This window comes from Halopiger xanaduensis SH-6 (assembly GCF_000217715.1).
In the GTDB taxonomy this organism is placed as follows: domain Archaea; phylum Halobacteriota; class Halobacteria; order Halobacteriales; family Natrialbaceae; genus Halopiger; species Halopiger xanaduensis.
Window position 1 is genome coordinate 3,281,027 of sequence record NC_015666.1, and the last position, 20,124, is coordinate 3,301,150.

Consider the following 20,124-nt stretch of genomic DNA (forward strand, 5'->3'; position numbering starts at 1 on the left):
ACCCGGTCGTCGAGCGACGAACTCAGTCGGTAGACGCGTTCGAAGCGTTTAATCGTCTTTCCTGCGAACGCTGCCGTATGAAGCAGCTCATCATCCACGGGGACCCGGGTATCCGAAAGGGGGCTATCGTCGAGTACGACGGCGAGGAAGTGGTCTGTTTCGGCATCAACCGCAACGGCGAGTGGCACGGCCCCGACGAGGTGCAGCTCTGGTGTACCGTCGGCGACCGGTCCGAGTACGAGGACTACGAGAAGCGCAACTTCGTTCCCCACTTCCTCGACGTCGACCGCGTCGACGCCGACGACGTCGACGTCGTGCGCGCGAAGGGCGACCTCGCGCTGTAATCTCGCGGTCCGTTATCCGTTGTCCGTAGTCCGTAGTCCGTTCCGCGATCCATCGCCGGCTTCCGCTTCCAGTACGCTTTTGCCCTGCACCAACCCACGCTCGGGCAAACGCGACACAAATGAGCCGTTCAGTGGGTTTCGGGTTCCCGGCAGGCGGCCTCGAGACGCGGCTACACCGCGTTGAATCGGCTCGTCGCTATTTCTCTCCCCGTTGGTCTCTCCCCCGCGCTTTCATCCTCGAGTTTCAGGCACCACATTCACCATCGTCGACGACGGTACTCCAACTCTCGCAGGTCCGAAACGATGCTTGATTCGGTACTCGAGGCGTGCCGGATGCGACTCCGAGCGTTGCTCTCGACCGCCCGATTTAGCCTGTTCGCAGGCGTCGGCCTCGTCGGCGCCACCGTCGATCTCCTCGTGCTCTTTCTGCTCGTCGAGCTGACGCCGTTCGGTCCCACGCCAGCGAAGGTCGTCTCGTGGGAACTCTCGATCGTCGTCATCTTCGTCATCAACGAGTGGTGGACCTTCGCGAACTACGGCCGGATGGGGCCTCGAGCGATCGGAAAGCGATTTCTCCGCTCCAACGCGGTTCGGTTCGCCGGCTTCCTCGTGACGTTAGGCGTGCTCGTGGGGCTGGTTCGCTGGTTCGGCGTCTGGTATCTCGCGGCGAACGCGATCGGACTCGCCGTCGGCTTCTTCGTCAACTACACCTGTGAGAGTCTCTACACGTGGCGCGTGCACCGGGACTAACGGTAGAAATCCCCATACGGCACCCGAATCACAACCCTTAACTAATTCACCCGGTTACGAGGAAGTAGCGGGATGGGATAGCCAGGAGATTCCGGCGGGCTCATAACCCGCAGATCGGTAGTTCAAATCTACCTCCCGCTATGTTTTGTCGCGAGCAAATTCGCGAGCGGCGATTATCGTATAGGGGTGTTTGAAGGAGAGAAGAGCGTGAGCGGAGCGCTTCTGGTTGTTCAGATCTCCCTCTCGCTACGTTTCCTACGTTTACGAACTCACCGAAAAACCTTGGATAGTATCGGTGTGAACCGATTCTGAAATCCGCGTCGTGTGGCTCCACGGAAGGGAGTTACCTCGAGAAATAAGTACTGTCTCGTAGACCGGAGAGCATCACCCGAATGCAGTGATGCTCGAGCATTCGGAGAACGTAGTCGGCAGGAGTGTAAACCAAACGCGTGCGCGTACGACTACGCGTGCGGCGGCGAGATCAGCGGCTCGTACTCTTCGTGTTCGAACGTGCCGAGGATCGTCCCGTCGATCGTTCTAACGTGGGTGTAGAGGACGCCCTCGTCCTCCGCAGACGTGACCATGCCGTCGGCGAAGGTCATGTCGTACCGGCTGGCGATCAGGATCGAGCGGTCGCCGTCCGGATCGATGAGCTCCGTCACGACGAACATGAAGCCGTCGATCATGGTGCCGTACGCCAGATACTCGGTGTACTCGTCGCTGTCGTATGCGTCGGTGAACTTATCCGCGTAGTTGTTGGGGACGACGTGGAAGAGGCCGAACGTATCCTCTTCGCCCATGTCGCGGCTCACGGTGTCGGTGTGGGCGGCCATGATGGTGACGACATCCCAGCCGTCGTCCCGGCGTTCTTCGGCGATCGCTTCCATGTCCTCGAGGGTTTGCTTCCAGGCTTCGCTCTGTACGCCCTCCGGATCGTACTGTCGTCGGTCTCGCGGATCGGCGGGGCTGTCGTGGACCATAGTCTACCGTCTGGAAGGGGAGCGGTTAACAATTTTCGGAGCACCCCGACTTCGACCGCGCGATAGACGGTGAAACCGTCATCCGGGCCGTCGCCCGGATCAGACGACACCGAAGACGGTCTCGAGCAGGAACGACAACAGCAAAATCAGGAGGCTACTGACGAGGACCTTGCCCGGCGGCGTCAGTCGGTGCTCGGGCGCCGGCGGCTGCACCCAGCGGACGGGTGGTAGCGACTGTACGAACGACTGAAATCGCGTCGATGGCATCCGTTCGCCGACTGCGCTGCCGCGTGGACGGGGTGCGGTCGCGGCTCCGGATTCGGGACTCGAGTCGGATCCGGCTCTAGATTCGGATTCGGACCGCGATCTGGACCGGAGACCGGACCCGGATCCGGAACTCGAGCCGACTTCCGCAGGTGAGGACGGCCACAGTCGCACCGTCGCGTACGCGAGGAGGAGCCAGCCGGCGACGAAGAGCAACTCTTTGGCACGGACGGCCCCGCCGCCGGTCACGAATCCGAGGGCGAAACAGCCGACGCCGACGATCGTCGTCAGGGCGAGCGCGTACGTAAGTGCGTCCGCCCAGACGCGGAGTCGGCGTCGGAACTGCACGCGCTCGAGTGCCGGCATCGTCACCGGTGGCGTCGATCGAGGACGTCGTCGGGCGATCGGAAGTCCTCGTCGTCGGCGTGGCGGTGACAGAGGCTCTTGCGCTCGCTGTCACCGGACGTCCGATGGTACGACGGAGCCTTCGCCTCACAGACGCTGCCGAACTCCTCGTGGAACACGGCGATCGCTTCGCCCTCGTCGTAGTTACGCATGTGGGTTGCGATCTCGTCTAAGACGGACTGGACCGTCGAGGGAACCTCGAGATCGCCGAACAGTTCGTCGTAGATCTCCTCGACGGTCCCGAATCGGGTGCTCCGTCCCATCGCGGCGCGGAGGCGCTCGCGGACCGAGAGATCCGCGCGCTGGCGCTCGTGGAGCGTGCTCCGGAGCGTGTTCAGCCGCGTCCACAGTTCGTCGTCGAGATCGCGGTACTCCTCGGGCCGGATACGGGCCGGACAGCGCGTGCTGAACGGACAGCCCGACGGCGGATAGCGGGGGTTCGGCGGCGTCCCGTGGAGGGTGATCCGCTCTCGAGTGCTCGTCGGATCGGGTTCGGGAATCGCCGACAGCAGCGAGTGGGTGTACGGGTTCGACGGGTTCGCGAACAGTTCCTCCGTCGGCCCGATCTCCATGATGTTCCCGAGGTACATCACCGCGACCCGGTCGCAGATGTGCCGGACGACGGAGAGGTCGTGGGCGATGAACAGGTACGTCAGGCCGAACTCCTCCTGGAGGTCCTCGAGCAGGTTGATGATCTCGGCCTGCACCGAGACGTCCAGCGCCGAGACGGGCTCGTCGAGGACGACGAAGTCCGGCTCGAGGGCCAGCGTACGGGCGATGCTGATCCGCTGGCGCTGCCCGCCGGAGAACTGGTGTGGGTACCGGTAGTAGTGCTCGCGTTGGAGGCCGACCGTCGCGAGCAGTTCCTTGACCCGCTGGCGTCGTTCGCGCGGCGTCTCCCAGTCGTGGACGTCCAGCGGTTCGCGGACGATCTCGCCGACCGTCATGCGGTCGTTGAGACTCGATTGGGGATCCTGGAACACCATCTGTGCGTTGCGACGCCACTCGTGAAGCTCGTCGCCGTCGAGTTCCGTAATATCGACGCCGTCGAACGCGACGGTGCCGTCGGTCGCCTCCTCGAGCTGGAGGAGCGTTCGACCGAGCGTCGTCTTCCCGCAGCCGGATTCGCCGACGAGGCCGAGCGTCTCGCCGCGACGGATATCGAAGCTGACGCCGTCGACGGCCTTGACCGGGGTTCCGCCGAAGAGGCCGCCGTTGTCGTAGTACGTTTTCAGGTCCCGGACCTCGATCATCGCGTCGTCGCTTCGCGACGGTACCTCGGCGTCTGATTGGATAGCTTGCTGACTCATTCGGAGCTCCCTCCGGATCGGTTCTGGCTCTGGGTCTGGTTCTCGTTTCGCCGTCGGTGTTCGGCGACCGCTGCCGTCTTCGATTGCTGTTCGGGGTAGAGCAGACAGGCTGCGGTGTGGTCCGGTGCGTCGTCGTCGACCGGGACGTGTTCGGGATGGACCGCGTCGCACTCGCCGAAGGCCTTGGGACACCGCGGCGCGAACCGACAGTAGGTCGCAGGCTCGTTCGGCGTCGGGACGTTCCCTTCGATCGTCTGGAGGCGATCGCCGTCCTGCTGTCCCGGAATCGACTGCAACAGCCCCTGCGTGTAGGGGTGTTTCGGGTTCGCGAACAGGTCCTCGACGTCGGCTCGCTCGACGACTTCGCCGGCGTACATGACGTTGACCCGATCGCTGATCTCCGCGATGACGCCCATGTCGTGGGTGATGAACATCGTCGCGAGGTCGCGCTCTTCCTGTATCTCCGTGAGCAGGTCGAGGATCTGCGCCTGAATCGTCACGTCGAGCGCGGTCGTCGGCTCGTCGCAGATCAGCACCTCCGGCTCGCAGGCCAGCGCCATCGCGATGACGGCCCGCTGGCGCATCCCGCCGGAGAACTGGTGGGGGTACTCGTCGACCCGTCGCCGAGCGTCGGGAATCCCGACGTCCTCGAGCAGTTGAATCGCCTCCTGGGTCGCTTCCTCGCCGCGCAGTCCCTGGTGCAAGCGCAGTGCTTCCTTGATCTGGTTCCCGACCGTGTAGACGGGGTTGAGGCTCGTCAGCGGATCCTGGAACACCATCGCGATCCGACCGCCGCGCATGAGCCGCTGGGACTCGCCGCTGAGGCGAGTGAGTTCGACGAACCCGTCCCTGATCTCGCTCGGCGAGTCGGTCGATCCGTCGGTGACGAACACGCAGGCGTTCGGATCCACACCGACCTCGTCGCCGTAGCCGGCGGTGACGAGATCCGCCAGCGGAACGTCGGCGGCCCTCTCGTATCCGAGATCGGCCGGCGTCACGTCGACGCCGCGCCGACCGAACAGGTCGACGGGATCGTACTGGGCGTCCAGCGACTCGAGATCGACCGTTCGGTCGGGGAACCGCTCGGCGTACTCCCGGACGGTCTCGAGGTGGCTGAAGCGGATGCTACTGCCCTCGAGGATCCGGCCGGGCGAGTCGACGAGGCCCATGATCGATCGGGCGGTAACGCTCTTGCCCGAGCCGCTCTCGCCGACGATACCGACCGTTTCGCCGGGACGGATGTCGAACGAGACGTCGTCGACGGCGCGGATAGTCTCCTTGTCGGTGAAGAAAGCCGTCTGGAGGTTCCGGACCTCGATGATCGGCTCCGTCTCGCTGGCCGCCTCGTCGGGCGACGTTTCCAGCGACATCACCCACCACCTCCGGCTGCCGCGGCACCGGCATCGTCGCCGCCGTCACCGCCGGTGTCGGCTTCGGGATCGATCGCGTCGCGGAGTCCGTCGCCGAGCGCGTTGAACGCGGTGACGACGAGGACGATCATCAGTCCGGGAATGGTCGCGACGTGCCACGACGTCGTCGAGAGGTACGCGCGACCGTCGCTGATGAGGCGTCCCCACTCGGGCGTCGGCGCCTGGATACCCAGGCCGAGGAACGACAGCGCCGCCGTAGAGATGATGATGCCGCCGAGCAGCAGAGAGCCGTAGATCATGATATAGCCCGCAATATACGGGGCCATGTGTTTACGCATTGTGTTCGCCGGCGACTGGCCGTAACTGCGCGCGGCGTCGACCCACTCCTCTTCGACGACCTGTAACGACGGGCCGCGGATCGTCCGCCACATCCCCGGCCAGTAGGCGAACGCGAAGATCAGGCCGAGGAGGATGCCGCCGTCGAGCGGCTCCGCGATCGGGTGGTTCCCGTCTTGGAAGATCACGGACAGCATCATGACCAGCAGGAACGCCGGAATCGAGATGATCGTGTCGCTGGTGATCACCGTCAGGACGTCGACGAGTCCCTTGTAGTAGGCGGTCAACAGCGACATGACCACGGCGATCATCCCGCCGAGACCGATCGAGAGTAAGCCGATTACGAGCGACGTCTGTGCGCCGTAGGCGATGTGTGTCAACATGTTCTGTCCGCTCGGCGTCGTGCCGAGCGGCGCCCAGCGGTCGTAGTCGTCGTAACTCAGCAGCCCGATATTGTTCTGCCCGTCAGAGCCGCTGTTGAGATTCGCCTGTCCGGGCGTGATCGTACTGACGTCGCCGCCGTCGTCGAGATACTGTATCTCGTACGCGTAGGGCGTGTAGATGTTCTGCTCCGCCGTAACCGTACTGACGGCCGGCGCCCACAGCGCCGTCACGATGAACAGGAACACGACGACGAAGCCGAATATTCCCCAGAGGTGGTTGCTGAACCGGTTCAGCGTGTCGTCTCGAGGCGTCCAGTCCGCCTGCCGGTAGTGGTCGCGGAAGACGTTGTAGCCCTTCCAGAGCCAGGCTAACATGGCGAGCGCGTAGCCGTAGACGAGGAGGACGCGAATCCCCCACGCGACGGCCGGCGAGAGGCCGAGGAACGTCCCTTCCCAGCCGCCGCCGGGCGTCCGATAGCCCTGGTTCGGAATGACCTCGCGGCTGGTGAGCGTCGGAATCGAGGAGAGCGCGTCGAACGCGCCGTTGATCGCGCCGTTGACGATCCCGCCGACCGGCGTGAACGCGAACAGCACGACGACGACGGCGAGCACGACGGTCAGGAGGACACGCTCGAGATAGCGCAGCGTCCGCTCCGGTAGGTCGGGACCGAATCGGCCGGTCACCTGCCAGGGAAGGACGTTCGTGAGAACCACGGCGACGCCGAACAGGATGAGCAGCGAGACGCCGTCGGAGACGAAGTAGCCGACGATCGGCGTCGTCGCCGCGCCGACGGAGTCGCCGATCCAGTCCGGGAGCAGCCGGATCATATCGACGACGTACATGATCGCGTCGATCAGCCCGTGGGTCCAGCTCATATAGCGGCCGAACTCGAGGGCGATCAATACGGCGAACCCGGCCAGCCAGAGCAGCGCCGGCCGCGGGTTCGCGTCGATGCGTTCGCGGAGCACGGTGTCGTCGGGCTCCGGTTCGGTCGTGGTAGCTGAATCCAGTGTACTCATCGTTCGTACCCCACTCGTGGATCGATGATCGTGTACAGGAAGTCCTGTAAGACGTTCAGGAAGATGATGATCAGCGTGAAGATGAACAACAGCGCACCCGCAAGCGGCAGGTCTCCCTGTACCGACGCGAGGAAGAAGATCCTGCCGAGGCCGTTGATGTTGAAGATCGATTCGACGATAACCGAACCGCCGATCAACAGCGTCGCCTCGTTAGTGATGACCGGCACCAGCGGGATCAGCGCGTTCCTGAAGACGTGTTTCCAGACGACGACGCGGTTCGTCAGCCCCTTCGCCTTGGCCGTCTCGACGTAGTTCGAGTTGATCGTCTCGAGGACGGCCGTGCGACCGATTCGCAGCTCCGCCGCCATCGAGGCGGAGCCGAGGACCAGGGCCGGCGGGAGGATGAACTTGATGTCGGTCGCGAGCGCCCCCCAGTCGATACCGGTCACGAGCGGGACGGCGGCCGCGCCGAGGTCGATCCAGTTCACCGAGAAGAACGCCAGGTCGGGCGTTCCGGTGATGCTACCGAGCTCCGGCCCGAACGTGTACCAGTCGAAGTCGAGCCAGCCGCCGCCTTTCGTCTGTCGCAGAATCGCCAGCAGGATGATGCTCAGCCAGAAGTTCGGCATCGCCTGCCAGAGGATCCCGCCGACGGAGGCCAGATAATCGCTCCGGCTGTTCGGATTCAGCCCGGCGTAGAAGCCGAGCGGGATGCCGATGAACAGCGGGAGGAGGATCGCCCAAAAGCCGAGCCAGAGAGTCGGCGGGGCTGCGAATTTGAGAATGGATACTACTTCCCAGTCCCCGTAAATGACCCAGGACTGTCCCAGATCGAGCGTCAGGAAGTCCGTGACGAAGTCGAGGTACTGTTCCCAGAGGGGATCGTTCAACCCGAGCCGCTCGCGCATCCGTTGGGCCTCGGCGCCGGACGCTTCCGGGCCGAGTCGCGCGGCGACGGGGTCGACCGGTCCCATCCGGAGCAGTGCGAAGACGAACGTGAGCACTAAAAAGAGGACCGGGATCGATAACAGGAGCCGCTTGATGAAGTATCGCCACCTACTCATGGCTGAGAGCCTATAATTCGGTGGGCATTCTGCGAGCTAACTTGCATACGTACACAATGGTTGACTTTACTAGGCGTACGTAAATATTGCGTTTTCCCGCACTAAGAAATGGAATAGAATCGACCGGCTACGCGCCTGTTGCGCCCGTTACTCCTCTTCGTCCAGGTTGACCTGCCAGTCGAGGTAGTAGCCGGTCGCCTCGTTCGGCATGCGGGACGTGTCGGTGTTCTTCGGCTCGAAGCCGAAGTGACCGTACGCCGGGTCCGGCCAGCTCCAGATCCATCCCAGCGAGTACATCTCGAGGTCGCCGTCTTCGCCGCGGTCCTGCAGCGTCGAGAACTGCGTCGACTGGTTCTGGATGTCGACGCCGAGGTCGGCGAGCTTCTGGCGGATGATCTCGGCCATCTCGGCGTACTCGGGTCCGGATTCGTAGGTCGAGGCCGTCAGCTCGAACGGATCGTCCGCGGTGAAGCCGGCCTCCTCGAGGACCTGTTGGGCGCTCTCGATGTCAGTCTCGTTGACGCCGTACTGCCACTCGTCGACCCACTGATCGTAGCCGTCGTCACCGGTCGGCCACATGCGCGGCGGCGTGAAGCTGAACGCTTCGAACCCGCGTTGCTTGAGGACGTCCTCGAGGAACTCCTGGTGATCCGTTACGTACGCGATAGCCTGTCGAACGGGGCGCGGAACGTTGCTGACGTTAAAGGCGAAGTAGTACGTGCCGAGTTCGGGAACCCCGAGGTAGTTGACGGTTTCGTCGTTCTCGAGTGGACCGTACGTGCCGACCTCCCGGCCCATGTCGTCTTCCTCGGCGTCGATCAGGCTCGGGTCGTACTGCGGGGTCGGAACCTGGCTGTCGCGGAAGATGTCCGCGTTCCCCTCCATGACGTAGGTGAAGATCGATTCGGAGTCCTCGTTGATCTCCCAGTGGATCGACTCGAGGTTCGCGGTGCTGCCGTGGTAGTCGTCGAAGCGGACGACGCGCACCTCCTCGCCGGGGCTGAACTCGTCGAACTGGAAGGGACCGGTCCCGTTGGCCATCCCGGTCGCGAACTCGTTGTGGTCGACCTCGCCGTCGTAACCTTCGATGTCGCCGACGATTCCTTCGGGGACGACCGCGAACGCGGTGTAAGTGAGAATGTCCAGCGCCGCCGGCTGCGGCGTGGTAAGGGTCAGTTCGACCGTTCGGTCGTCGACCGCTTCGATGCCGATGGACTCGGGAGCGATGCCGCCGTCCTCGGTTTCCTCGTGCTCGAGGCCGAGACCGAGCGGCGTGTCCACGAGGAAGTTCGCGCGTTCGCTGTACTCGGATTCCGCGAGGCGGCGGAACGAGTAGACGACGTCGTCAGCCGTCAGTTCCTCGCCGCCGTGGAACGTGACGCCCTCCTTGAGTGTGAACGTCCAGGTGAGGCCGTCCTCGGAGGTCTCGAACGACTCGACGAGCTTGTTTTCGATCTCGTTGACCCCGTTCGGATAGTGCGTGAGGGTCTCGTACATCTGGTTGATGACCTCGCTGGACGCCGTGTCGGTCGACATGATCGGGTCCAGCTCGTCGAAGGAAGAGGTGACCAGATTCAGTTCCGTGTCGCCTTCGATCTGCGTCTCGTTGTGCGTCTGCTGGTGGGGACCCAGCGCTCCCACTTTCGGGACGTCGACGCGGTCGTACCAGAAGTGTTCGCCCTTGCTGTGATACAGCGGGAGCATGACCATGTCGTCCCGCACGGCCTCTTCGATCTCGACGTAGGCCTGCGTGCGAGCTTCCTCGCCGTCGGGGCCGGCGTTCTCCTGGACGGTCTCCCAGGCGGCCTGAGCCTTGTCGGCGTGTTCGCTGACTTCGTAGTCGTTGTCGTCGCCGTTACCGTTCCCGTTGCCGCTGGAGTTACCGTTCCCGTTTCCGTCGCCGTTCCCGTCGCCTTCGAGGAGGGCCGAACAGCCGGCGAGCCCGGCCGTTGCGCTCCCACCCAAGAGAGCGAGCATTTGACGTCGCGATTTTCCAGCACCCTTCCGATTCGAACTATCGGACATAGCAGTGCCTTAGTCAAACCTACGATATAAACTTAACGTCAGCCGGTAAGATCACGACCGTTGATTCCACCACAATTTAGGAAAACGAACAAATAGTTTATTCTGGTATAGGAGTATAAGTGGGCTATTTATTCCGGTTGTTCCGAACGCCGTCTTTCCAGCGTGGCTGGTCCTGCTCCCCGCATACGACGGGCCGGCTATCCCGGTACGTATCGCTTACACTCCGGCCGCGTTCCGTCGTCGGGAGCCGACACCGTTGCCGGTCCGATGCGGCGGCTCGCCGTATCGAATCGATCGGCGCCGATCAGTCGTCGCCCGATTCGTCGACGATGACGACCTCGCCGTCGACGACGTCGACGTTGATCAGCGTCTTCACGTCGTAGCCGGCGTCGTCGACCTTGTTCTCGCCGCCGACCTTCTTGATGACCGCGACCGTGTCGATGACCTCGGCGCCGATCTCGTCGAGCGCGTCGAGGACCGCCGCAAGCGTGCCGCCGGTCGAGAGCACGTCGTCGAGGACGAGCACGCGCTCGCCCTCGCGCACGTCGTTGATGTACATCTCGTTCTCCGAGTAGCCGGTCTGCTGGGAGATCGCGACCTCGTCCGCGAGGCCGTACTGGCGCTTCCGGATCACGGTCAGCGGGATGTCGGTCATCAGGGAGACGGCCGTCGAGATGTGAATGCCCATCGCCGCGGGCGTGACGATCCGGTCGACGTTCTCGAGTTCGGCCTTCCGGATGATTCGGATGACGATCTCCCGCAGGAGCGTCGGATCGAGCTTCGGGACGCCGTCGCTGATCGGGTGGACGAAGTAGTGATAGCCGTTCTTCTCGATGATCGGCGCCTCGAGGAGCGACTGCTTGAGTTGATCCATGTCGTCGGTCGGGCGGTAGCGGAGTAAAAGTTGACGATCCGTCCGAACGCGTCGGATGCGAACGCTCGACACGCGACGCGGGGACGGCGCTCCGTCGCCGTTTCGGTTCGCGTCTGGACCGCCGACATCGAGTACGGCCGCTCCGACCCGACACCGCGGTCAGTCGTCCGATCGGTAACTGAGTTCCGGCGGCTGCTCGCTCGCGCCGAGCCGCATGTTCCGTTCGTGATAGATTTGGACGATCGCGGTCACCGTCACCGTCACGGCGATCACGCCGGCCCACGTCAGTTCCGACAGCAGCGTCAGCGGATAGATCTCGAGCCAGAGCGCGGCGACCAGCGCGCAACTGACCGCCCCCAGCGAGAGGTACAGCTCCCGCCACGCGAACTCGTGGCCGGGTACGATCTCGAGGTAGACGCTGATGTCCCGGGTCCGCTCGGTCGATTCGATGACGCCCCGATCCGAATCGAACGCGAGGATCTCGGCCTTGTCCATCTTCGGGAGATGGGTCTGCTGGAGCGTCGTGTAGACGCGCTTTCGTTGCTCGGGAGTGACTCGGTCGGGGGTCGTGTCGTACTCCCAGGCGGCGACCTGCTGGGCGAGGTCGCCGAGCTCGACGGGGCGCCCGTCCTGTTTCAGGAAGTGGACGACGTAGCGCCGCCGCTGGTTCCGGAGGAGTTCGAAGATTTCGCCCTTCGAGAGCGTCGGGGAGCTAGTGTCGGTCTCAGTTTCCGGCTCCGTCTCGGCTTCGGTCTCGATCTCGAGTGCGTCGGTCCGTTGGTTCTGTCCCACCACAAATCACCTCTACCGATGGTTCCCAACCCCACTGCACCGTCCTCCACCCCATTAATTCGCAGGTGGAACGCCACCTATATAATTCTCCTGCCCCGGGTCGTTCGGTACTCGCGTCGGCGCGTCGGCGCCGGTTCACTCGCCGTCCGGATCGCGTCCCAGTACTGCCGCAATCGAAGCGGCGATCTCGCCGCCGAGCCCGGTTTTCGTCCCCTCGTAGCGGGCGACGTCGCCCTCGTGAACCAGCAGCGCCCGCGTCCGGTCCGAACCCATGACGCTTGCGTCGTTGGCGACGACGAACGCGAGCCCCGCCCGCTCCAAGGTTTCGCGCGCCCGCCCGACCATCGCCGCCTCGCCGCCCGACGTTTCGGTCTTGAAGCCGACGATCGGCAGGTCGGGACGGGCCGCGCGGATCTCGTCGATGAGCTTCGGCGTCGGCTCGAGTTCGAGCGTCAGGTCGTCCTGTCCGGAGCGGATCTTCTCGCCGCTCGTCTGGACGGTGTAGTCGCCGATCGCGGCCGCCGAAACCAGCGCGTCGGCGTCTTCGCAGGCCTCGCGGGTCGCCGCGAGCATCTCGGCGGCACTCTCAACCTCCCGTACGTCGGCGTAGGGAACGTCCTCGCCGTTCTGGACGAGCGTCACGTCGGCGCCGCGGACGTAGCAGGCCTTCGCGACGGCTCGGCCCATCTTCCCCGACGAGCGGTTCGTGATCACGCGGACGGGATCGATCGACTCGCTGGTCGCGCCCGCGGTGACGACGACGTGCTCTCCCTCGAGCGAGCGGTTCCCGGCCGCCCGCGCCACGTCGCAGACGATCGCCTCCTCGGTGGCGATCTTGGCTTTCCCCTCCTCGACGCGCGGGTCCACGAAGTCGACGCCCCACTCGGCGACGGTGTCGATGGCCTCGAGCACGCCTGGGTGGTCGTACATCGGTTCGTGCATCGCTGGCGCGATGACGACCGGCGTCCCCGCGCCGAGCGCAGTCGTGGCGCAGGTCGTGACCGGCGTGTCGTCGACGGCGCCGGCGATCTTGCCGACCGTGTTCGCGGTCGCGGGCGCGATGAGGAATACGTCGGCCCAGCCGTCCGAGCCGCAGAGTTCGACGTGCTCGACGCTACCCGTGATCTCGGTGACGACCTCGTTGTCCGTGGCGAACTCGACGGCCCAGGGGTGGACGATCCCCCGCGCGCTGTCGGTCATCACGCCCCGCACGTCGGCGCCCCGCCGTCGCAGCTCGTGGGCCAGTTCGACCGTCTTGACGGCCGCGATCGACCCCGTCACCCCGAGCGCGACGTTGACTCCCTCGAGCATTTGTCCAGTGTTCTCGCGGGGTCGTGTTAAGGATAGCGAGCGATGAGCGGGGACCGCGGTCCGAACCCCCGCTACAGGTCGCCCAGATCGATCCGCATCCGGTGGCGGAACGGCTCGAACCCGACTTTCTCGTAGAAAGCGAGCGCGCGCTCGTTGTCCGCGCCGACCTCGAGCGCGAGTTCCGCGCAGCCTCCGTCCCGTGCGCGGGCCGCGGCGCGGTCGATCAGGTCGCGGGCGAGACCGGTCCCGCGGTAGGGCTCGCGGACGAAGATATCGCCGATGACCAGCCGATCCGGCCGGTCGAAGACGCTCGGCGCCGCGTCGATCTCGGTGCCGACGAAGCCGGCGAGGGTGCCGTCGCGGGCGAGGCCGACGTCGTCACTTGCGGCCGCATCGCGATCAATCTCGTCGACGGCAACCCACAGCCGATAGTCCTCGTCTTCGAGACGCTCGCGCCGGAACGAAACCTCCTCGGCGACGAGGTCGACGTCCTCGGCGAGGTCGTGGGTTTCGACGGTCGCCTCGAGTTCGCGGTGGTACGGCAGCCACAACTCCTCGACGTACCGGCGGACGGCGGCCTCGTCGGCCGGAAGCGGGCGGATTTCCATGGTTCTCTATTGGTTGCCTGTCGGACATAACAATTCTGCCCCTGAATCGAACGCTGCGCCGAGATAGGGCAGTGGCCACTCACTCGTCGGGCTTCGTGAAAACGAGACAGTAGGAGTGATCGTATCCGTAGCCGAACGTTCCCGCTCGATCGTCGGGACTTCCGTCGCCCGTCCACGGGATGACGACCTCGCCGTCGAAGTAGAAGACGTTCGCGACGCGGTCCGCGACGTCCCACGCCAGCGGCGTGACCCGCCCCTCGTGTTTCATGTTCGCGATATCGACGACGACCGTTCCGCCGGGCGCGATCACCGACTCGAGGCGGGCGAAGGTCGTTTCGATGTCGTCGAGGTAGTCCGCGTAGGTACTCTCACCCGCATAGTTCCGAAACGGGTTTCGGTCGTCCGTCCACTCCATGAACGGCGGCGACGTGAAACAGCAGTCACAAGCCGGGAACCACGACGGCTCGAGCTCGAGGACGGAGCCCTGCCGAACGTGGTCCGGCGTCTCGATTCGGTCGCGAATGTACGCGACGCGGTCTGGCTCGTACTCGAGGCCGAAGGGGATCCGCTCGAGTCGCTCGGCGACCGTAAGCGTCGTTCCGAACCCCGCAAAGACGTCGATCACTCTATCGCCCGGTTCGGTGTGCTCTTGCAGGAAGTGCTCGACGAGCGCGTCCGGCGTCCGCACTTCGTCGTACTCCGACGGAAGATCGTCGTCGTGTTCGTACTCGAAGCAGCGGTACGTAGTCATGGGAACCGTTCCGTTCGCCGACACAATCGTCGTTCCGGTTCGACGACCCCGCCGGGCGTCTCAGACTAGCGGACGTATCAGTCTTCGGCGACGCTCGGGTGCATCGTCGGCTCGTCGTCGAGCGGTTCCTCGAACGCCCCGAGCATACGCTCTCGCGCCCGCTCGTCGCGCTCGCGGCGTTCCTCGTCGTCGATTTCCTCGCAGCCCGGCGGCACGTCCCGACCGCGGCCGGTGAAGTAGCCCTCCGGCGCGACCCAGTCGTGGTAGAAGTTGGCGTCCGAATCGTGGATTACGGCCAGTCCGACCTTCGCCCCGTGGCCGGCCGCGACGATCGCTTGGTGGGGCTCGTTGGCGAGCCGTCCCGCCGCGTAGACGCCGTCGACGGCCGTCCGGCCGCCCTCGTCGACCGAGACGAAGTGCTTGCTCCCGCGTTGCGTTCGTCCGACGTCGAGGGGCACGAGGTACTCGCTGTCGGACCACGAGGCCGCGATCACGCGCCGGGTCTCGAGCGGTTCGTCGCCTTCGGTTTCGAGGACGAACCCCCGATCGAGGTCCCCCTCGTCGACCGGTTCGGCTCGCGTGACGCGTCCGAGTTCGAACTCGGCGCCCGCGTTGCGCGCCTGCTCGCGGACCAACTCGAGGTACCGCCGGGCGTCGACGCCGTCGGGGAAGCCGGGGTAGTTCTCGAGGCTGGCGTTGCGCGCGAGGATCGATTCCCCGCCGTCGACGACGAGGGTGTCCAGGCCCGCGCGGGCGGTGAAGATCGATGCGGCCGTGCCGGCGACGCCGCCGCCGACGATACAGACGTCTCGCATGGGGCGTCGTTGCCGTCCGCGGCTATAGAAGGTTGCCGTCTGAGCCGGTATTTGCCGTTCGTGCCGGTGTAGCGCGATCACACCGTCTCGGCATCGATATCCGCGAATCACTCCCTCGATCCGGCGCTACAGCCGGTTCCGATCGCGGCTGTTTACAGCCATCCGCAGCCATTCGTGTTCAATCCTATGAGTGTAACGACAGGAATTTGAGGCGTAACGGTGATAGTTCGACCGATGTTCGCGATCGTCGCGTTCGTTCTCGCGCTCGCCGTCGGTCCGTTCGCCGCCTTCCGCGCGTACGCTCGTCGAGTCGCGACGACAGACGCTCCGGTCGAAGACCGCCTCCACCGGCTCCAGCGGGTCCAGCAGGTCGCCGGGTTCGTCCTCCCGATCGTCGCCGTGGTCGGTCTCCACCTGCTCGAACTGGTCGACCGAACGACCGCCGTCCTCCCGTCTGGCCCGCGACTGTTCGGAATCGGCGTCCTCGAGTTCGCGGCGATCATGTTCGTTTCGTTCGGACTCGTCGCCGTCCCCCTCGTCTCGATGGCGCTGGGTACCTACCCCACGATCCGCTCGCTGCGCGATACCGAGGCCTCGTCGTGGAAGGTCGTGAAGGGCGTTCTCGCGGTGCTGGCGATCGTCAGCGTGACGGTCGCGATCTCGATCGGCGGCCTCCTCGCGGTCATCTCGACCGTTGGATCGTCGCTCCCCGTTCTCCTGGCCGCGTTCGGCACGATCGTCGCTGCCAGCTACGGGCTCTCTCCCTATCTGATCGCGCTCTTTCAGGACCGGGTTCCGCTCGAGGGGGCGGACCGCGAGCGCGTCGAACGGCTCTGTGCGGAACTGGAGTACCGCCCTCGCGGACTGTATTTGCTCGAGGGCGAGTCGACCAAAACCGCCAACGCCCTCGTGGCCGGGACGATCCCCGGTTTCCGGTACGTCTTCCTCACCGACTACCTCCTCTCGGAGTGCGACGACGACGAACTGCAAGCGATCCTCGCCCACGAGTTCGGCCATATTGCCGGCCGGCACCTCTGGCAGCGCGGCCTCCTGACGGTAGCCGTCTTCGGCGCCTGGATCGCCGGCGCCGACGCGATCGGCGTCGGCGCGCTCAAGGACCGGTTCGGCTTCCTCGGCTTTTTCCTGCCGTTTATGGGCCTGTACGCGCTGTACCACGTCGGGCTGCTCGGCGGCCTCGCGTACCGGCAGGAGTTCCGCGCCGACGCCTACGCGGCTCGCCGAGTCGGCGTCGAGGCCGCCGTCGACGCCCTCGAGGTGCTCGCGTCAGCCAACGACATGACGCGGGAGTCCGGGTTGCTCTACGCGCTCGCGACCCATCACCCGCCGATCGCGGATCGAATCGACTCCGTTCGGGACGTCGACGACGAGGTTCGCACGGATTCCGATCTCGACGCCGACGGCGAACTCGACTCGGACTCGGACCCGGACTCTCGTTCGACGGCCGGCGACTGAGCCGGTCAGTTCGGCGACCGGTGACGGGTGACGGGCAACGGGCGACGATGCACTCGCTTTGCGGCCTGAAGACGATAGCAATCCTTACTTTCGAACCGCTCGTACGGCCCGTCGTGGACCGAATTCTCCTCAGTACCGTCGCCTACCGTTCGCCCGAGGAGGTTTTTCCGTACGTGCGCTCGTTTACCGACTACCCCCGGTACACGGAACACCTGAAGGAGGTCACGGTACACGGCGACGGCGGCGTCGGCTCCGTCTACGACCTGCGACTCGCCTGGTGGAAGCTCAGCTACACCGCCCGCTCGAAGGTGACGGCCATCTCGGCGCCGAACTCCCTCGAGTGGCGGCTGATCAACGACATCGACGCGCGCGGCGAGTGGCGCGTCGAGGCGGAACCCGAGGCGCTCCCCGCCGACGCCGATACGGACGCGGAGACCGCGAGTCGGATCTACTTCGAGGCCGTCTACGATCCCTACTCCGCGAACGAGAACGCCATCTCGCTCCCGCGGTTCGTCTCGCTGGACTGGGTGATCGAGAAGGTCGAACCGCGACTGCTCGGCGAGGCCGAGGCGGTCGTCGAACGACTGGTCGCGGACATCGAGCAGCGGTCGACCCCTCGAGACGTGGAGCTGACGGTTCACGAGGTTCCCTGACCGCTGACTGCGCCCGTCGAAGCGAGTTGCAGGGGGCGGCTCGCTGTCGCCGTCGACGGTGCCGGGCGAACCCACTTACACGTCGCCGGTGAACGCCCGGCCATGGCCGCCGTTTGGGGTGAGCGTCCGTGCGCGTGATCGTCGTCGGCGCGGGCGAGGTCGGCTCGAGCATCGCCGAGAGCCTCGCAACCGAACACGGGGTCGTCGTCATCGACCGGGACGAGGACCGCGTCGAGTCGGTGACCTACGCCCACGACGTGCTGGCGATCGAGGGCGACGGGACCTCGATCGAGGTCCTCGAGGAGGCGGGCATCGAGCGGGCGGATCTGGTGATCGCGAGCACCGACGGCGACGAGACGAACATCGTCGTCTGCGGCGCGGCGAAGGCCGTCACGGAATCGTTCACCATCGCCCGCGTCAAGCGGACGAACCTGCTGCGGACGTGGGAACGCTCTCAGAGCGCGTTCGGCGTCGATTTCATGGTTTCGACCGACCTCTACACCGCGGAGGAGATCGTCAACATCGCGGGCCTGCCGGGCGCGGCCGACGTCGACGCCTTCGCCGACGGCCTCGTTCAGATGGCCGAGTTCGAGGTCACGTCCGACAGCCCCGTCGCGAACGAGACCGTCTCCGAGGCCGACCGCTTCGAGTCGCTGACCTTCGCGGCGATCATCCGCGGCGACGAGGTCATCATTCCGCAGGGTGACACGGTTATCCGCCCCGAGGACGGCGTCGTCGTCATCGGGTCCTCGGAGAGCGTCCGCGAGTTCGCCGGCGCGGTGACGCCCGCTCCGACGCTCGAGGACGCGAACGAGATCGTCGTCATCGGCGGCAGCGAGATCGGCTACCAGACGGCGCGGCTCTTCGAGGTGGAGGGGTTCGAGCCGCGACTGCTCGAGCGCGACCCGGAGCGGGCCCGCGAACTGGCCGAGCAGTTGCCCGATACCGTCGTACTGGAGAGCGACGCGACCGACGTCGAGTTCCTCGGCCGCGAGCACATCGGGGAGGCCGACATCGTCGTCGCCGCACTCGAGAACGACGAAAAGAACTTACTCGTCTCCTTGCTCGCGAGGCACGCCGGTGCCCAACGTACGATCGCCGTCGTCGAGGAGCCCGAGTACGTCGACCTCTTCGAGACGGTCGGCATCGACGTCGCGATCAACCCCCGCGCGGTCACGGCCGAGGAGATCACGCGATTCACTCGCGAGTTCCGAACGGAAAACGTCGCGATGCTCGAGTCGGACCGCGCGGAGGTGTTAGAGATCGAGATCGACGACGACAGCTTGCTACTCGAGAATCGGATCAGCGACGTCGTGCGGGAATTGCCCGACGGCGTCGTCATCGGCGCGATCACCCGCGACGGACGGTTGATCACGCCGCGCGGGGACACCGTCCTCGAGCGCGGCGATCACGTGGTCGTCTTCGCCGATACGCGGGTGCTCGACGAGGTTGCGGCGGCGCTGTAGCGGTTTCGATAGTTCTCGACGCCTCGGCGACGATTACAGCGTGTACTCGTGACCCCCGTCCTCGCTCGCGAGGAACGCCTCGAGCAGGTCGATCGTCGCCGCCACGTCGTCGACGTGGGCGGTTTCGGTGACGGTGTGGAGGTACCGCGTCGGGATCGAGATCGCGCCGACGGGTTTCGCGCCCGCGACGTTCTGGAAGCCGGCCGTGTCGGTGCCGCCGGCCGGCAGGATCTCGAGTTGGTAGTCGATCTCCTCGTCCTCGGCGACGGCCTTCAGCCGGCGGTGAACCTTCGGACTCGTGATGACGCTGCCGTCCTTGAGCTTAATCGCCGCGCCGTCGCCCAGGTCGGTGACGTGCTCGCCGTCGTCGAACCCGGGCACGTCGTTGGCGACGGTGACATCCAGTGCGATCGCGAGGTTCGGATCGACGTCGACGCCCAGCGCCTTCGCGCCGCGCAGGCCGACTTCCTCCTGGACCGTCGCACAGAAGTGGATCGTGGCCTCGGGTCCGTCGCCGTCGGCCAGTCGGCGGGCCGCCTCGAGCATCGCGAACAGGCAGATCCGGTCGTCCAGCGCCTTGCCGGTGATCGTCTCGCCCATGCGCTCGGTCGTCTGCTCCATCGTCACGAGGTCGCCGGGCGAGACCCGCTCCTCGAGTTCTTCGTAGGGGAGGCCGACGTCGACGAAGGCGTCCTCGACCTCGGGCGTCTTCTCCCGTTCTTTCTCGTCTAACGTGTGGGGCGGCGGCGAGCCGATGACGCCCGGCAGATCGCCGTCCTCGGTGTGGATCGTTACGCGCTGGGCTTTGAGCACGCGGGCGTCCCAGCCGCCGAGCGCCTCGAGTTCGACGAAGCCGGGGCCGTCCTCGCCGCCGCGGACGTGGCGGACCATGAAACCGATTTCGTCCATGTGTGCCGCAACCGCCACGGAGTAGTCCGAATCGCCGTCGCCCTCGAGCGTCCCGACGACGTTGCCCATCGCGTCGGTGCGGACGCGGTCGACGGTGTCCTCGAGTTCTTCGACCACGAGATCGCGGACGCGGTCCTCGTAGCCGGGGACGCCGCTCGTCTCGGTCAGTTCGGTCAGGAAATCGACGTCGAAGGGAACGGATTCCATAGTGGACCGTTCGG

At 65.3% G+C, this 20,124-nt stretch carries 19 protein-coding genes and 1 tRNA gene; 6 read left to right on the forward strand and 14 right to left on the reverse strand.

Going from position 1 to position 20,124, the window contains the following annotated elements:
- Positions 1 to 77 precede the first annotated feature (77 nt).
- The 3 genes from HALXA_RS15940 to HALXA_RS15950 all read left to right on the forward strand — a co-directional run bounded on the left by HALXA_RS15940 (position 78) and on the right by HALXA_RS15950 (position 1,235).
- Positions 78 to 344: an HAH_0734 family protein gene (locus HALXA_RS15940; protein ID WP_013881423.1), complete on the forward strand. Its 267-nt coding sequence runs from the start codon at positions 78 to 80 to the stop codon at positions 342 to 344.
- A 303-nt stretch (positions 345 to 647) separates the two neighbouring features.
- Positions 648 to 1,094 (forward strand): GtrA family protein, encoded by a 447-nt coding sequence (locus HALXA_RS15945; RefSeq protein WP_049895341.1) that lies wholly within the window; start codon positions 648 to 650, stop codon positions 1,092 to 1,094.
- 66 nt (positions 1,095 to 1,160) lie between these two features.
- Positions 1,161 to 1,235 (forward strand) — tRNA-Met (locus HALXA_RS15950).
- Between the two features lie 320 nt (positions 1,236 to 1,555).
- Here HALXA_RS15950 and HALXA_RS15955 read toward each other — a convergent pair.
- The 13 genes from HALXA_RS15955 to HALXA_RS16015 all read right to left on the reverse strand — a co-directional run bounded on the left by HALXA_RS15955 (position 1,556) and on the right by HALXA_RS16015 (position 15,402).
- Positions 1,556 to 2,074: a DUF7529 family protein gene (locus tag HALXA_RS15955; RefSeq protein ID WP_013881425.1), complete on the reverse strand. Its 519-nt coding sequence runs from the start codon at positions 2,072 to 2,074 to the stop codon at positions 1,556 to 1,558.
- Positions 2,075 to 2,173: 99 nt separating this feature from the next.
- Complete coding sequence (locus HALXA_RS15960; protein ID WP_013881426.1) at positions 2,174 to 2,704, reverse strand: DUF7555 family protein; 531 nt, start codon at positions 2,702 to 2,704, stop codon at positions 2,174 to 2,176.
- Positions 2,705 to 2,706: 2 nt separating this feature from the next.
- On the reverse strand, positions 2,707 to 4,053 hold the full coding sequence (locus tag HALXA_RS15965; RefSeq protein ID WP_013881427.1) for an ABC transporter ATP-binding protein: 1,347 nt from the start codon (positions 4,051 to 4,053) through the stop codon (positions 2,707 to 2,709).
- Positions 4,050 to 5,423, reverse strand: a complete 1,374-nt coding sequence (locus HALXA_RS15970) for an ABC transporter ATP-binding protein (RefSeq protein ID WP_013881428.1) — start codon at positions 5,421 to 5,423, stop codon at positions 4,050 to 4,052. Before HALXA_RS15970 ends, HALXA_RS15965 begins: the two co-directional genes overlap by 4 nt.
- Positions 5,423 to 7,162, reverse strand: a complete 1,740-nt coding sequence (locus HALXA_RS15975) for an ABC transporter permease (RefSeq protein WP_013881429.1) — start codon at positions 7,160 to 7,162, stop codon at positions 5,423 to 5,425. Before HALXA_RS15975 ends, HALXA_RS15970 begins: the two co-directional genes overlap by 1 nt.
- Positions 7,159 to 8,226 carry an ABC transporter permease gene (locus tag HALXA_RS15980; RefSeq protein ID WP_013881430.1) on the reverse strand — a complete coding sequence of 356 codons (1,068 nt, stop codon included), beginning with the start codon at positions 8,224 to 8,226 and terminating at the stop codon, positions 7,159 to 7,161. Before HALXA_RS15980 ends, HALXA_RS15975 begins: the two co-directional genes overlap by 4 nt.
- Before the next feature lie 147 nt (positions 8,227 to 8,373).
- A complete protein-coding gene (locus tag HALXA_RS15985) occupies positions 8,374 to 10,203 on the reverse strand; it encodes an ABC transporter substrate-binding protein (protein WP_013881431.1) in 1,830 nt (609 codons plus the stop codon).
- Positions 10,204 to 10,555: 352 nt separating this feature from the next.
- A complete protein-coding gene (hpt, locus tag HALXA_RS15990; protein WP_013881432.1) occupies positions 10,556 to 11,125 on the reverse strand; it encodes a hypoxanthine/guanine phosphoribosyltransferase in 570 nt (189 codons plus the stop codon).
- A 159-nt stretch (positions 11,126 to 11,284) separates the two neighbouring features.
- Positions 11,285 to 11,884, reverse strand: coding sequence for a DUF7344 domain-containing protein (locus tag HALXA_RS15995; protein WP_049895490.1), 600 nt, complete (start codon positions 11,882 to 11,884; stop codon positions 11,285 to 11,287).
- A 168-nt stretch (positions 11,885 to 12,052) separates the two neighbouring features.
- On the reverse strand, positions 12,053 to 13,228 hold the full coding sequence (gene coaBC / locus HALXA_RS16000) for a bifunctional phosphopantothenoylcysteine decarboxylase/phosphopantothenate--cysteine ligase CoaBC (RefSeq protein WP_013881434.1): 1,176 nt from the start codon (positions 13,226 to 13,228) through the stop codon (positions 12,053 to 12,055).
- Between the two features lie 71 nt (positions 13,229 to 13,299).
- On the reverse strand, positions 13,300 to 13,836 hold the full coding sequence (locus HALXA_RS16005; RefSeq protein ID WP_013881435.1) for a GNAT family N-acetyltransferase: 537 nt from the start codon (positions 13,834 to 13,836) through the stop codon (positions 13,300 to 13,302).
- A gap of 79 nt (positions 13,837 to 13,915) precedes the next feature.
- Positions 13,916 to 14,587 (reverse strand): DNA methyltransferase, encoded by a 672-nt coding sequence (locus HALXA_RS16010; RefSeq protein WP_013881436.1) that lies wholly within the window; start codon positions 14,585 to 14,587, stop codon positions 13,916 to 13,918.
- 77 nt (positions 14,588 to 14,664) lie between these two features.
- Positions 14,665 to 15,402 carry an NAD(P)/FAD-dependent oxidoreductase gene (locus HALXA_RS16015; RefSeq protein ID WP_013881437.1) on the reverse strand — a complete coding sequence of 246 codons (738 nt, stop codon included), beginning with the start codon at positions 15,400 to 15,402 and terminating at the stop codon, positions 14,665 to 14,667.
- A 234-nt stretch (positions 15,403 to 15,636) separates the two neighbouring features.
- Here HALXA_RS16015 and HALXA_RS16020 point away from each other — a divergent pair, with 234 nt between their 5' ends.
- From HALXA_RS16020 to trkA, 3 genes are all read left to right on the forward strand, one after another.
- Positions 15,637 to 16,875, forward strand: coding sequence for a M48 family metalloprotease (locus tag HALXA_RS16020; RefSeq protein ID WP_013881438.1), 1,239 nt, complete (start codon positions 15,637 to 15,639; stop codon positions 16,873 to 16,875).
- A gap of 113 nt (positions 16,876 to 16,988) precedes the next feature.
- A complete protein-coding gene (locus HALXA_RS16025; protein ID WP_049895342.1) occupies positions 16,989 to 17,528 on the forward strand; it encodes an SRPBCC family protein in 540 nt (179 codons plus the stop codon).
- A 128-nt stretch (positions 17,529 to 17,656) separates the two neighbouring features.
- A complete protein-coding gene (trkA, locus tag HALXA_RS16030; protein ID WP_013881440.1) occupies positions 17,657 to 18,994 on the forward strand; it encodes a Trk system potassium transporter TrkA in 1,338 nt (445 codons plus the stop codon).
- Between the two features lie 33 nt (positions 18,995 to 19,027).
- On the opposite strand, the gene HALXA_RS16035 is transcribed toward trkA, so the two are convergent.
- Positions 19,028 to 20,110, reverse strand: coding sequence for a M42 family metallopeptidase (locus HALXA_RS16035; RefSeq protein WP_013881441.1), 1,083 nt, complete (start codon positions 20,108 to 20,110; stop codon positions 19,028 to 19,030).
- Positions 20,111 to 20,124 lie beyond the last annotated feature (14 nt).